The following is a 12,175-nucleotide window of genomic DNA, read 5'->3' as shown; positions in this document are numbered from 1 at the left end:
TGCGCCCGCTGGGCCGTATCATCTGCATTCCTGGCCCCGCGCCGCAGTACCTGTCCTGGTTTCGCGCATGCACATGATGGAAGAGCTCCTGGTCGTCACCACTGGTGGCACGATCGACAAGATCTACTTCGACGACAAGTCGGACTACCAGATCGGCGATCCGCAGATCGGCATGATCCTGCGCGAGCTGGGCGTGACGTTCCGCTTCAACGTGATTCCGATCCTGCGCAAGGATTCGCTGCACATCAACGATGAGGACCGCGAGCTGATCCGCGCCACCATCGCCGCGCAACCGACCCGGCACGTCCTGGTGACCCACGGCACCGACTCGATGGTGCAGACCGGCAAGGTGCTGGCGACAATCCCCGACAAGACCATCGTGATGACCGGTGCACTGAGCCCGGCACGCTTCCGCGGCTCGGATGCGGAGTTCAACATCGGCTGTGCGATCGGTGCGGTGCAGTCGTTGCCGAGCGGCGTGTACATCGCGATGAACGGGCGGATCTTCGACCCGCAGCACGTGCGCAAGAACGTGGCCGCGAACCGCTTCGAGTCGGTCTGAGGAACCGCGCGCCGACCAAGCTCGGCACCTGCCAGAGCGCTGCCCTTGTAGTGCCGAGCCATGCTCGGCAACCGCGTGCCAGCGCGGCACAACGGTCCGCAGCCAGAGCAGCCGAGCATGGGCTCGGCCCCACAGAAGCAAGAACGCCCCGGCCGAAGCCAGGGCGTGCCCTTGGAGAGGGACTTGGGCTCAGTACTGGGCGTTGAGGGTCACGCCCGAGAAGGTGCTGTAGGCCTTCACCCGCACATACCACGTGCCAGCGGCAGGGCTGTTGATGGTGCAGGTCTCGCTGTTGCCACTCAGGTACGGACGGCAGGTGTAGCTGGTATCGGTCGGGGCACTGCCCTGGCGCACGTACAGGTCGGCATCGCCGCTGCCGCCACTGATCGTCACGCGCAGCTGGCTGCTACCGGCCGGAACGGCGACGGTGTAGTTCAGCTCGGCACCGGTCGCAGCGCCCAGGCCGGTCACCGGCACGTTGTTCTGCAGCACGTTGCCACCCGGGTTCGGGTTGCCACCGCCGTTGATCGCCGCAGCCACGGCCGCGTTGGCGTCGACGATGCCGGCGCCGCAGCCACCCGAGCAGGCGCCCGGCAGCGGGCGTGCAGTGCTCTTGATGATGCTTTCGACCTGCGCCGGGCTCAGCGGGCTTGGCGCGACCGACTGCATCAGCGCAACCACGCCGGCCACATGCGGCGCCGCCATCGAGGTGCCGTTGTACGACGCGTAGCTGGCGCTGCCCGGCGTGGTGGTACCGGTGTTGAGGGTGGACAGGATGCTCTGGCCCGGGCCGGAAATGTCGATGCCGGCACCGTAGTTGGAGAAGCTGGCACGCGCACCGGCCGAGGTTGTGGCCGCCACCGCGATCACGTTCGCGCAGTTGGCCGGCACCGACGAGGACACGTTGGTGTTGCTGTTGCCGGCGGCGACCACCACGGTGGTACCACGGCTGACCGCGCCGTTGATGGCGTTCTGGTAGGTGGCCGAGCAGGTGCCGCCACCACCCAGCGACATGTTGATGACCTCGGCCGGGTTGGCGTTGGCCGGCACGCCACTGACGGTGCCGCCAGAGGCCCACACGATCGCGTCGGCGATGTCGGAGGTGTAACCGCCGCACTTGCCCAGCACGCGCACCGGGACGACCTTGGCATTGAACGCAGTACCGGCCACGCCGGTGCTGTTGTTGGTCACCGCCGCCACGGTGCCGGCGACGTGGGTACCGTGCCAGCTGGAGTTGGAGGCCGGGATGCCCGAGCCGCACTCGTTGGCGCCGTACCAGTCGCCCTCGTCATTCGGGTTGTTGTCGCGGCCACCGCCATCGCGCGCCATCGCGGCATCGCTGATGAAGTCATAGCCAGGCAGGATGTTGGCGTTGAGATCGGGATGGTTGGTGATGCCGGTATCGATCACGGCCACCACCACGCCGGTGCCGGTGGCCTTGTCCCAGGCCGGCCGCACGTTGATCGACGCGTTGGAGGTACCGAAGCCCCACTGTTCGCTGAAGCGGGTGTCATTCGGGGTCAGCGTCGCACGCATGATCTGGTCGACTTCGACGTATTCCACGTTCGGGTCGGCGGCGAGCTTGCGCATCAGCAGCTCGGATTCGGCCTGGTCAAGCGGGCGATCGGTCTTGACCAGGGTCGGGCCAACGGCCAGCTTGCGGACCTCCTGCAGGCCAAGCGCGCGGCCCTGGCTGCTGGCCAGGCCGGCGGCGGCAGTCTTCAGCGAAGAGGCCAGTGCCGTGGTGTTGGCCACCGGCGCACTGCCGTCGCGGTACTTCACGATGAAGCGCTGGTGCGTCGGCGCGGACTGCAGGCCGCTGAGCTGGACGTCACCGGCCAGCGCAGGCGTGGCCAGCAGCAGCGATGACAGAACGGACGCACCAAGGACCACCCACACTCGACGCACACGCGGTTGCGTTACCTGGGACATCGTATTTCCCTTTCTTGTGGTGTGAATGCCGGAATCGGCAGAAGCACCGGCCCGAACCCTGGGCTGGCTTGCGTTGGCGAGGTTCGAAGTCCGATGAGTCAGCGGATCCCCCTAACGATCCGCCGTACATATGACGCTAATGGCCGAAACCGGACACCACAAGATTTTCAGCGTCTTTTCAGCAAGATGAAATGTTCGTTCTGAGACTTTTCGGGTCGAGGGTTTGTGAAGGTGAAGGAACTTTCTCGTGTCCTGCACAGACCTGACTGGGTCGTCACGTGTCCTGGAATGACTTTGCCGACATCGGCGTCCACCGATCCGGGGCAGATCCCTTTCTCACGCGGAAAGGGATCTGACCCCTTGGCTCGAAACGCAGAAAGCCCGTCGCGGGGACGGGCTTTCCAGAAGCGCAGCCGGGCGCGGGCCCGGCTCTACGATTCGATGTGGGCGATCAGCCCAGCTTGACCAGCCAGTTGTGGCGGTCCGGCAGGCGGCCGTACTGGATATCGGTCAGTTCCTTGCGCAGCGACATGGTCACTTCGCCGGCCGGCGCGTTGATGTCGCCCACCGAGAAGCCCTCGCCCTTCAGCTGGCCGATCGGAGTGACCACCGCGGCGGTGCCACAGGCAAACACTTCGCTGATCGCACCGGAGGCGACGCCGTCCTTCCACTCGTCGATGCTGACCTTGCGCTCTTCGACCTTCATGCCACGGTCGCGGGCCAGCTGCAGGATGCTCTCGCGGGTGATGCCCTCGAGGATGCTGCCCGACAGTTCCGGGGTGACCAGCGTGCCGTCCTTGTAGACCAGGAACACGTTCATGCCGCCCAGTTCTTCCAGGTACTTGCCTTCGACCGGGTCGAGGAACAGTACCTGCGAGCAGCCCTGCGCCTGCGCCTTCTGCTGCGGGAGCAGCGAGGCAGCGTAGTTGCCACCGCACTTGGCGGCACCGGTGCCGCCCTTGGCCGCACGCGCGTACTCGGTGGACAGCCAGATGGACACCGGGGCAACACCCTTGGCGAAGTACGGGCCGGCCGGGCTGGCGATGACGTAGTAGCCGGCCTTGTGCGCGCCGCGCACGCCGAGGAAGGCCTCGTCGCCGATCATGAACGGGCGGAAATACAGGCTCGACTCATCGGCCGAAGGCACCCAGTCACTGTCGACGGCGATCAGCTGCTTCAGCGATTCGACGAAGATCTCCACCGGCAGTTCCGGCAACGCCAGGCGCTGCGCCGAACGCTGCAGGCGACGGCCGTTGGCATCCGGGCGGAAGGTCCAGATCGAACCGTCGGCGTGGCGGTAGGCCTTGATGCCTTCGAAGATTTCCTGGCCGTAATGCAGCACGGCGGCGGCCGGGTCCAGCTGCAGCGGGCCGTAGGCGCGCACATTGGCATTGTGCCAGCCGGCATCCTTGTCCCAGCGCACTTCCACCATGTGATCGGTGAAGTGCAGGCCGAAGCCCGGCTTCTCCAGGATCTTGGCGCGCTCTTCAGCGCTGCGCGGGTGGTCCGAACGGGTGACGGCGAAGCTGGGGATGGACTGGGACACCGGAGGATTCCTGTTCTGGTTGCGGGTAGTGCCAGGCCCGCGTCACTGCGGGCCCTGGGTCAAAGCATGCCGGTCTCTAGCCGGGCCGCCTCGGACATCATGTGCTGGTTCCACGGCGGGTCGAACACCAGGTCGACGTCGGCCTCGGCCACCGTCGGGATCATTTCAAGCTTGCTGCGCACGTCGTCGACCAGGATCTCGCCCATGCCGCAGCCCGGGGCGGTCAGGGTCATCTTCACGTCGATCTCGCGCTTGCCCTCATCCAGGTGCTTGATCTCGACTTCATAGACCAGGCCCAGTTCCACGATGTTGACCGGAATTTCCGGATCGAAGCAGGTGCGCAGCTGCTGCCACACCAGCTGCTCCACCTGTTCATCGGTGGCGTCGGCCGGCAACTCGAGCGGCGCCGGTGCCTCCTTGCCGATGGCATCGCCGTCCTTGCCGGCGATGCGGAACAGGTTGCCCTCGACGAACACCGAATAACTGCCGCCCAGCGCCTGGGTGATGTACCCATAGCTGCCGGCAGGCAGGGTCACGGTGTCGCCCTGCGGGACCATCACGGCCTCGCAATCGCGTTCGAAGTGGACAGGTTCGCTGCTACGGGAATACATGGGGACCGATATGGGGCCGTGGCCGAGGCCACGCAAGACGGCATTCTAGCCCAGCCGCCCCCGCACCGCCGGTGCACTGCGGCAAACCACAGTATCCTGTGGGTGATCTTCTGGGAGCTTCGATGTCCTCCAATGCCGCGCGTGCCAGGACCGTGACCTGGCTCTGGCCCCTCATGCTGCTGCTGGGCCTGTTTGTCGCTCCCCTCGCCTGGATGGTCCTGGCGCTGATGACCGGCCGGCAGGTCGGCTGGATGGCGGTGCTGGCCGCCCTGGAACTGGTGTTCATGCTGCGCCTGGGCACGCTGGGCCCAGGCCGGCTGCGCGTCGCCCTGGTCGTGCTCGGCACCCTGCTGGTGGCCGCCGTGGCCAACTGGGCCATCGCCAGCGCCTGGATGGGCGGCTCGATCGGCCTGGACCTGTGGGATGCCACCACGCGGATGGGCCCGCACCTGGCCTGGACCCTGATCAGCCTGGCCAACGGCGCGGTGGAATGGCTGTGGCTGGCCGTGGCCGTGGCCGTAGGTGCCTGGCTGGCGCGCTGAGCGCGTAGAGATTCGTGGATTCGGTAGTGCCGGCCGCTGGCCGGCAAAGGCGTGCGGACCAGGGACCGCACCTACCCGCTGCAGCCACCACGCGCGGATGGGGTAGTGCCGGCCGCTGGCCGGCAAGGGGGGCAGAGCCCTTTCCTGCGGAAAGGGATCCGACCCCGGTCCTCAACTCAATGCCCGCCGTCGAGCGCCTTCAGTTCACTCACCAGCGAGGCCGCCGCTTCGGCGCCGTCGCCATAGAGCATGCGGGTGTTGTCGGCGTAGAACAGCGCATTCTCGATGCCGGCAAAACCGGTGCCCTTGCCACGCTTGATCACCACCACGTTGCGCGCGTTGACCACGTCCAGCACCGGCATGCCGTAGATCGGGCTGGCCGGGTCGGTCCGCGCCACCGGATTGACCACGTCGTTGGCACCGATCACCAGCACCACGTCGGTATTGGCGAACTCGGGGTTGATGTCGTCCATGTCGGCGATCAGATCGTAGGGCACGCCGGCCTCGGCCAGCAGCACGTTCATGTGCCCGGGCATGCGCCCGGCCACCGGGTGGATCGCGAACTTCACTTTCACGCCACGCTGGCCCAGCCGCTGCGCCAGTTCCCAGATCTTGTGCTGGGCCTGCGCCACCGCCATGCCGTAGCCGGGCACGATCACCACGCGCTCGGCAAAGGCCATCATCGCCGCGACGTCCGACGCTTCGATGGGCTTCTGCGCGCCGGTGATCGCCTGTGCCTCGCCGCCGGCACCGCCGCCGAAGTTGGAGAACAGCACGTTGCGGATCGGCCGGTTCATCGCCTTGGCCATCAACCGGGTCAGCAGAATGCCGGCCGCGCCGACCATCATGCCGGCGATGATCAGCGCCTCATTGCCCAGCACATAACCTTCGAAGGACACCGCCAGGCCGGTGAATGCGTTGTACAGCGAGATCACCACCGGCATGTCGGCGCCACCGATCGGCAACGTCATCAGCACGCCCAGTGCCAGCGCCAGCACGAAGAAGGCGACGATTGCCGAGGTGTTTAGCGTGCTGGCCGCGATGATCGCCAGCACCGCCACCGCCAGTGCCACCATCAGGTTCATCAGCTGCTGGCCGGGCCAGGTCACGCGCTTGTCCAGGCGTCCGTCCAGTTTGGCCCAGGCGATCACCGAACCGGACAGCGAGACCGCACCGATCGCCGCGCCGACCACCGCCAGCAGCAGCACCATGCCCGAGGGCTGGCGCGCGGCCAGGTCGGCCAGCGCCTGCTCGCTCCAATGGCGGGTATCGCGGTTGGCAAGGAAGGCATAGCGCAGAAGTTCCACCGCACCGATCGCCGCCGCCGAGCCACCGCCCATGCCGTTGTACAACGCCACCATCTGCGGCATGTCGGTGATGGCCACCTTGCCGGCCGACCACCAGGCCAGGCCCGCGCCCAGCAGCAGTGCGACCAGGATCAGCGGCACGTTGTGCAGTTCAGGCAGGAAGAAGGTCGCCACCGTGGCCAGCAGCATGCCCAGCCCGGCCCAGCGGATGCCGCTGCGCGCGGTCAGCGGCGAAGCCATGCGCTGCAGACCCAGCAGGAACAGCGTGGCGGCGACGAGGTAGCTGGCCTTGACCAGCCAGTCGAGCAGTTCGACGGTGCTGATGTTCAAGCCTGTGGCTCCTTCGGTTCGTCCCTGCCGCCCTTGGGCGCGCTCGGCTTGAACATCTCCAGCATGCGCGCGGTGACCACGTAGCCACCGGCGGCATTGCCGGCACCGAGCACCACGGCAAGGAAGCCCAGCGCCTTTTCCAGCGGCGTCTGCGCGTGCCCCAGCACCACCATCGCGCCGATCAGCACGATGCCGTGGATGAAGTTGGAACCCGACATCAGCGGGGTATGCAGGATCACCGGCACCCGCGAAATGATCACGTGGCCGGCGATGGCCGCCAGCATGAAGATGTACAGCGCTACGAACCCGTCACTCACTGGCAACGCTCCCGCTCTGTCTTCGTCGGCCCATCATAACCACGGGCTGAACCCGGCGCGCACCCGGCGTCAACCGCGGCGACGCTCACGCGTTGTCGATGGTGAGCCCGAGCGAGGAACCGTACCCTGTGCTGGTGAGCAGCCCCGTCCCCCCGAGCGCCGACACCGATGCCCTGCCGGCATCGCTGGAGGCGTTCCTGGCCAGCGTCGGCCCGCGCGCGTTCCGTTTCGCCGAGGCCGGCCTGCGCCAGCGCGAAGACGCCATGGACGCGGTGCAGGACGCGCTGATGCGCATGCTGGACTACGCAGACAAGCCAGCGGCCGAATGGGCGCCCCTGTTCTGGAGCATCCTGCGCCGCCGTGTGATCGACCTGCAGCGCCGGCGCCGTTTCCGCCTGCCGTTCTGGCGCGACAACCAGGACGCCGACGGAGCCGGGATCGACTGGGCCGACCCCGGCCCGGACCCGGCGCAGGCGCACGAACAGCGCCAGCAGTACCAGCAACTGGTGCAGGCGCTGCGTACCCTGCCCGCACGCCAGCGCGAGGCCTTCACCCTGCGCGTGCTGCAGGACCTGGACGGGGCCACCACCGCCCGCGCCATGGGCTGCAGCGAAGGCGCGGTAAAAACCCATCTGGCACGCGCCCGGCAGGCGCTGCAGGACTACCTGGAGACCCACCCGTGAACCGCTCCCTGCCCTCCGATGACATGCTGCGCAACCTGCACGCGCAGTCGCTGCAGGCGCTGTCGCCGGCCACGCTGGCACGGTTGCGCCAGGCCCGCCACGGCGCCAGCGCGGCTCGTCACGGGCGCTGGCGCTGGTGGCTGGCCAGCGCCTGTTCTCTGGTGGTGGCGCTGGGGATCGGCCTGCAGTTCAGCGGCCACAGCCCCCTGTCGCCCGCCGTGCCGGCACCGGTGCTGGCCTCGATGGAAGACAACAGCGTGCTGTACGACGAAAATCCCGATCTGTACCTGTGGCTGGGCGATACCGACCTGGCGATGGAGTGAACCATGTCCCGACTGCATACCCTGCCGCTGCTGTTGACCCTGTTGCTGCTGCCGGCCTTCCCGGTATTGGCGCAGAACGCCGCGCCCGCCCCTGCCGCACGCCCCGCGCCAGCCCCACCGCTGCCGGCCTGGGAACAGTTGAGTGAAGCGCAGCGGGAATCCTTGCTGGCGCCGCTGCGCGACCGCTGGAACAGCGCCGATGCCGGCCAGCGCCAGCGGATGCTCTCGCATGGCCAGCGCTGGCAATCGATGAGCCCGGAGGAACGCGACAAGGCCCGCCGCGGCCTGCGCCGCTTCGAGCACATGAGCCCGGAACAGCGTGAGCAGGCCCGGGCCCTGTTCGGTCAGATGCGGGATCTGCCGCCCGCGCAGCGCGACGCACTGCGCGAGCGCTGGTCGCAGATGACGCCGGAGCAACGCAAGGACTGGGTGCGGGAGAATCCGCCGCCGGCGAAGCCGCGGTAAAGGCAACGTTCAACCCTTTGTGGAGCCGAGCCCACGCTCTGCTGCTCTATCGCGCCTGCGCAAGCCGAGCATGGGCTCGGCTCTACAGGAGGCAATGAGGTTCACCCCTGCCAGCGCGTCTTCGCCAGCAGCTCGTCGTCCCAGTCGAACCCGAGCTGGCCTTCGCGCACAAACAGCGCAACGAAGTTGAGCAGGTTGCGCGCATACATCTCGCTGGCCTGGGTCGCGCCGCGGCTGGCCAGGCCCAGCGGACCGTCGATGGTCACGCCCTGGTGTTCGATGCACTGCCCCGGCAGGGTCAGTGCGCAGTTGCCGCCACTTTCCGCCGCCAGATCAACAATGACGCTGCCGGTGGCCATGCCTTCCACCATCGCGGCGGTCACGATGGTCGGTGCCGGGCGGCCCGGTACCGCAGCCGTGCAGATCACCACGTCCACACTGCGCAGGTGGTCGGCCAGCCGACGCTGCTGCTCGGCGCGCTCGTCATCGGTCAGCGCCCGCGCATAGCCTCCCTCGCCCGCCGCGCTGACCCCGAGGTCGAGGAAGCGTGCGCCCAGTGACTGGATCTGCTCGCGGGTTTCCGGGCGCACGTCGAAGCCTTCCACCTGTGCACCGAGGCGGCGCGCGGTGGCGATGGCCTGCAGGCCCGCCACGCCGGCACCGATCACCAGCACCTTGGCCGGCCGCACGGTGCCGGCAGCAGTGGTCAGCATCGGGAAGAAGCGCGGCGCGCGTTCGGCGGCGATCAGCGCCGCCTTGTAGCCGGCCATGCCGGCCTGCGAACTGAGTACATCCATCGCCTGCGCACGGGTGGTGCGCGGCAGCTGCTGCAGCGCGAACAGCTGCAGGCGACCATCGGCCGCCAGCGCGGCCAGCGCCGGATCGCTGGCCGGGGCCAGCAGGCCGACCACGCTGGCGCCGGGCTTGAGCTGTTCCAGCACCGCCGCAGGGGGGGCCTGCACGCACAGCAGGATATCGATCTCGGCCCAGCGGCCCGCGTCGAAGACGCGTGCACCGGCATCGTCATAGGCGGCGTCGGTGAAACCAGCGGCCAAACCCGCGCCCGCCTCATACCAGACGGCAATGCCCAAGGCCCCGAGCCTGCGCGCGGTCTCCGGCGTCAGTGCCACGCGCCGTTCGCCCGGCGCGGTCTCCTTGATCCCCAGCAACGCCACGGCCATGCAGATCCCCGCTGATCGGTGAGTTTCCCGATCCTAGCAGGCGGCACCCGCTCAGTGCAGCGTGGCGCTGCCCGGGTCGAGGCGATCGATCACGCCCTGCATGGCGCTGTCGAAGGCGCCATCATCAACGTGGGCACGCAGGCGACCCAGCCGCATCATCACCGCCAGCTCTTCAGGCGAGGCCACGCAGAAGCGCACGCCGCGACGGTTGACGAACAGCAGGCGCGAGGAAATCGGGCTGACCCAGGACAGCTTGCCCGCCTGCACCTTGCCATCCTTGTCGATGAAGTCCAGCCAGTTGCCGATTTCCATGCGGCGGAAGCGGTCGGCATCGGCGTTGTCGAAATCGTCGGCGTCAATCTGCCCGCCAAGCTCAACCGCCGGCGATTCAGCCACTGGCGGCGCCGGCAAGGCAACCTGCGGCAGCTCCGGCAGCGCACGCTGCAGTTCCGGCCGCGATTCGGCGATGCCCTGCAGGGTGTCATGCAGGGCATCAATGGCGGCGGTGGCCGCATCGCCGTGCACGCCGACGCTGGCAAACACCTTGGCCAGCACCGGCTGCCAGGCCTGCAGCCACGGCTTGCCGACGATCTGGCGGCGGGCCTCGGCCACTTCCTCAAGCAGGCCATCGCCAAGGCTCAATGCCTCGGCCACCGACGCGCCTTCTTCTCCCTCGCGCAGCAGCGCCAGGGTCAGATGATGCTGCCACGGCTGGCGCAGGAACTCGGCAATGGCCGGCGGCAGCGTGGCGTCACCGATGCGGCGGTCCAGTTCCGCACCGGCCCGGCTGCGGGCCATCTCCAGCTTTTCCTGGCCGCGCTGCGTTTCTGCGGCACGGCGCTCGGCGATTTCCACCCGGCGACGATGCTGCACCAGGAACTCGCGGAATTCCTCTTCCAGGGTCAGGAAGATCGCCAGGTTCTCGTTGAACTCGGCCACCAGGCGCTCGATGATCTCTTCGACCTTGGCCATCAGCATGCGCTCGGCCTGGCTCTCGCCGGTGTTGCCCTCGCAGGCCTCGGCCAGCGAGTTGAGCAGCTTGCGCGCCGGGTGGGTCTTCTGCACGAACATGCGGCGGTCGAGCATGGCGACCTTGACGAAAGGCACCACCAGGCGGCCGATCAGTTCGCGCGAGCGGCCTTCCAATTCGCGCTCGTCCAGCATCACGTCGAACAGCATGCCGACCAGGTCGATGGCGTCCTCATCCTGCGGGTCCAGCCGGGTCTGGCCCGGATCGACGCCAAGCTGGGTGGCGCTGGACAGCACTTCGCTCTTCAGGCGCTGGGCCAGCGATTCGCCGTCCTCGCCGATGGCCGCGCGCAGGGTGGCGCTGGGCGTGGCCTGCAGCAGCGACAGCACCGACATCATTTCGCGCTGGCTGAGCGGGCGCTGCTGGCCAACCGCCACCTGCGCCGCAGACGTGGCATCCTCACGCACGTGGCGGGTCTGCTGCAGCAGTTCGTGCAGCGCTTCCAGCAGCATGCCCTGCTGGCCAGCGTAGGCCTCGCCGGTGGCGCCGTCATCGCCGCCCAGGTGCTGCTGCATATGCCCGCGGCGCTCGGACCAGCGGGCGGCGAAGCGCTGCGCCCAGGCCGGTGCGGCCTGCTCGTCATCGCTGAACCCCGGATCGACGCCCACGCCGTGGCGATGCTCGACCAGGTCATCCAGCATCCCGGCCATGCGCGGATCCGGTGCCGGCGGTTGTGGGCGCTGCGGAGCCCCCATCTGCGACATCACGCCGGCTGCGGCCAGCTGCTCGTCCAGCTTCTCGTAGATGCGACCGACTGGTGCACGCAGGTCGCGCTCGCACAGCTTGATCAGCACCAGATGCACTTCCGGGGCCAGTTCACAGCCGGCAAAGGCCTCGTGGATGGCCACGCCCAGGTGTTCGGGGCTGATCGGATTGTGGTCGGCGTCCAGTTCCGCGCCGCCGATCAACCGGCCCAGGCGGCGATCCAGCCGCGCCAGCACCGGCTTGAAGTCACGCAGCAACACAGTGGCGAAATTGCGCACCGCCAACCGGGATTCCAGCACATGCTCGGCCAGCAGGCTGAGCCCATCCTCGGCCGGCCCGGACAGGGTCGCCTCGGCTGACAGCGGCTCACCAGCCTCCAATGCGGCCCAGGCCTGCTGCAGGTGGCCTGCGAAAGCGGCCGCGATGTCCTCACGGCGCCGGCGCAGTTCGCGCATCGCGTCCAGGAACAGCAACTGCGACGAGCCGGCATTGCCGGCGCGGTCGAACAGGGCATCGTCGAAACGCGCCAGTGCCGCCCCGAAGGCCTGGCACAGCGCGGGCAGGACCATGTCCCGGGCACGCTGGAGCTGGGCCGGGTCACGGCCCGGCGATCCCATCGGTGTGGGCACGCTCATCATTCG

12 protein-coding genes are annotated in these 12,175 nt (G+C 68.0%); 5 read left to right on the top strand and 7 right to left on the bottom strand.

The window, feature by feature from the left end; genetic code table 11:
* Nucleotides 1-76 precede the first annotated feature (76 nt).
* A complete protein-coding gene (locus tag ACSDHM_RS02020; RefSeq protein WP_010481766.1) occupies nt 77-562 on the top strand; it encodes an asparaginase domain-containing protein in 486 nt (161 codons plus the stop codon).
* Between the two features lie 189 nt (nt 563-751).
* Here the strand turns inward: ACSDHM_RS02020 and ACSDHM_RS02015 are convergent, their stop codons facing one another.
* The 3 genes from ACSDHM_RS02015 to sufT form a co-directional block, all read right to left on the bottom strand.
* On the bottom strand, nt 752-2,494 hold the full coding sequence (locus ACSDHM_RS02015; RefSeq protein WP_072167910.1) for a S8 family peptidase: 1,743 nt from the start codon (nt 2,492-2,494) through the stop codon (nt 752-754).
* A gap of 451 nt (nt 2,495-2,945) precedes the next feature.
* Complete coding sequence (locus ACSDHM_RS02010; protein ID WP_005412326.1) at nt 2,946-4,040, bottom strand: branched-chain amino acid aminotransferase; 1,095 nt, start codon at nt 4,038-4,040, stop codon at nt 2,946-2,948.
* 59 nt (nt 4,041-4,099) lie between these two features.
* Complete coding sequence (gene sufT / locus ACSDHM_RS02005) at nt 4,100-4,651, bottom strand: putative Fe-S cluster assembly protein SufT (protein ID WP_005415385.1); 552 nt, start codon at nt 4,649-4,651, stop codon at nt 4,100-4,102.
* A 122-nt stretch (nt 4,652-4,773) separates the two neighbouring features.
* On the opposite strand from sufT, the gene ACSDHM_RS02000 reads away from it, so the two are divergent.
* On the top strand, nt 4,774-5,193 hold the full coding sequence (locus tag ACSDHM_RS02000; protein WP_032953950.1) for a membrane protein: 420 nt from the start codon (nt 4,774-4,776) through the stop codon (nt 5,191-5,193).
* A gap of 176 nt (nt 5,194-5,369) precedes the next feature.
* Here ACSDHM_RS02000 and ACSDHM_RS01995 read toward each other — a convergent pair whose 3' ends face one another.
* Both ACSDHM_RS01995 and ACSDHM_RS01990 read right to left on the bottom strand, forming a co-directional pair.
* Complete coding sequence (locus ACSDHM_RS01995) at nt 5,370-6,830, bottom strand: NAD(P)(+) transhydrogenase (Re/Si-specific) subunit beta (protein WP_072167909.1); 1,461 nt, start codon at nt 6,828-6,830, stop codon at nt 5,370-5,372.
* Complete coding sequence (locus ACSDHM_RS01990; protein ID WP_005415382.1) at nt 6,827-7,147, bottom strand: NAD(P) transhydrogenase subunit alpha; 321 nt, start codon at nt 7,145-7,147, stop codon at nt 6,827-6,829. The genes ACSDHM_RS01995 and ACSDHM_RS01990 overlap by 4 nt, the downstream gene beginning before the upstream one ends.
* Before the next feature lie 98 nt (nt 7,148-7,245).
* Between ACSDHM_RS01990 and ACSDHM_RS01985 the strand changes: the two genes are divergently transcribed.
* Genes ACSDHM_RS01985 through ACSDHM_RS01975 form a run of 3 tightly spaced genes read left to right on the top strand, consistent with a single transcriptional unit; the run spans nt 7,246 to nt 8,618 of the window.
* Nucleotides 7,246-7,830: an RNA polymerase sigma factor gene (locus tag ACSDHM_RS01985; protein ID WP_111008003.1), complete on the top strand. Its 585-nt coding sequence runs from the start codon at nt 7,246-7,248 to the stop codon at nt 7,828-7,830.
* A complete protein-coding gene (locus ACSDHM_RS01980; protein WP_111008004.1) occupies nt 7,827-8,153 on the top strand; it encodes a hypothetical protein in 327 nt (108 codons plus the stop codon). The genes ACSDHM_RS01985 and ACSDHM_RS01980 overlap by 4 nt, the downstream gene beginning before the upstream one ends.
* A gap of 3 nt (nt 8,154-8,156) precedes the next feature.
* Entirely contained in the window at nt 8,157-8,618 is a 462-nt protein-coding gene (locus tag ACSDHM_RS01975) for a DUF3106 domain-containing protein (RefSeq protein WP_053500492.1), read from the top strand.
* Between the two features lie 101 nt (nt 8,619-8,719).
* Here the strand turns inward: ACSDHM_RS01975 and ACSDHM_RS01970 are convergent, their stop codons facing one another.
* Together ACSDHM_RS01970 and ACSDHM_RS01965 are read right to left on the bottom strand one after the other, a co-directional pair.
* Nucleotides 8,720-9,799, bottom strand: coding sequence for an NAD(P) transhydrogenase subunit alpha (locus ACSDHM_RS01970; RefSeq protein WP_111008006.1), 1,080 nt, complete (start codon nt 9,797-9,799; stop codon nt 8,720-8,722).
* A 51-nt stretch (nt 9,800-9,850) separates the two neighbouring features.
* Nucleotides 9,851-12,172, bottom strand: a complete 2,322-nt coding sequence (locus ACSDHM_RS01965) for a DUF1631 domain-containing protein (RefSeq protein ID WP_088496470.1) — start codon at nt 12,170-12,172, stop codon at nt 9,851-9,853.
* Nucleotides 12,173-12,175: the final 3 nt, after the last annotated feature.

It is taken from the genome of Stenotrophomonas sp. T8 (assembly GCF_051853085.1).
Lineage (GTDB): Bacteria > Pseudomonadota > Gammaproteobacteria > Xanthomonadales > Xanthomonadaceae > Stenotrophomonas > Stenotrophomonas sepilia.
Note: the sequence above shows the minus strand (reverse complement) of the source record. Positions and strands in the feature narration are given on the sequence as shown.

Bases quoted from the DNA above. Each gene is read 5' to 3' on its own strand.
- ACSDHM_RS02020 (WP_010481766.1), top strand. From the start codon at position 77: ATGGAAGAGCTCCTGGTCGTCACCACTGGTGGCACGATCGACAAGATC.
- ACSDHM_RS02015 (WP_072167910.1), bottom strand. From the start codon at position 2,494: ATGTCCCAGGTAACGCAACCGCGTGTGCGTCGAGTGTGGGTGGTCCTT.
- sufT (WP_005415385.1), bottom strand. From the start codon at position 4,651: ATGTATTCCCGTAGCAGCGAACCTGTCCACTTCGAACGCGATTGCGAG.
- ACSDHM_RS02000 (WP_032953950.1), top strand. From the start codon at position 4,774: ATGTCCTCCAATGCCGCGCGTGCCAGGACCGTGACCTGGCTCTGGCCC.
- ACSDHM_RS01985 (WP_111008003.1), top strand. From the start codon at position 7,246: ATGGTGAGCCCGAGCGAGGAACCGTACCCTGTGCTGGTGAGCAGCCCC.
- ACSDHM_RS01975 (WP_053500492.1), top strand. From the start codon at position 8,157: ATGTCCCGACTGCATACCCTGCCGCTGCTGTTGACCCTGTTGCTGCTG.
- ACSDHM_RS01970 (WP_111008006.1), bottom strand. From the start codon at position 9,799: ATGGCCGTGGCGTTGCTGGGGATCAAGGAGACCGCGCCGGGCGAACGG.
- ACSDHM_RS01965 (WP_088496470.1), bottom strand. From the start codon at position 12,172: ATGATGAGCGTGCCCACACCGATGGGATCGCCGGGCCGTGACCCGGCC.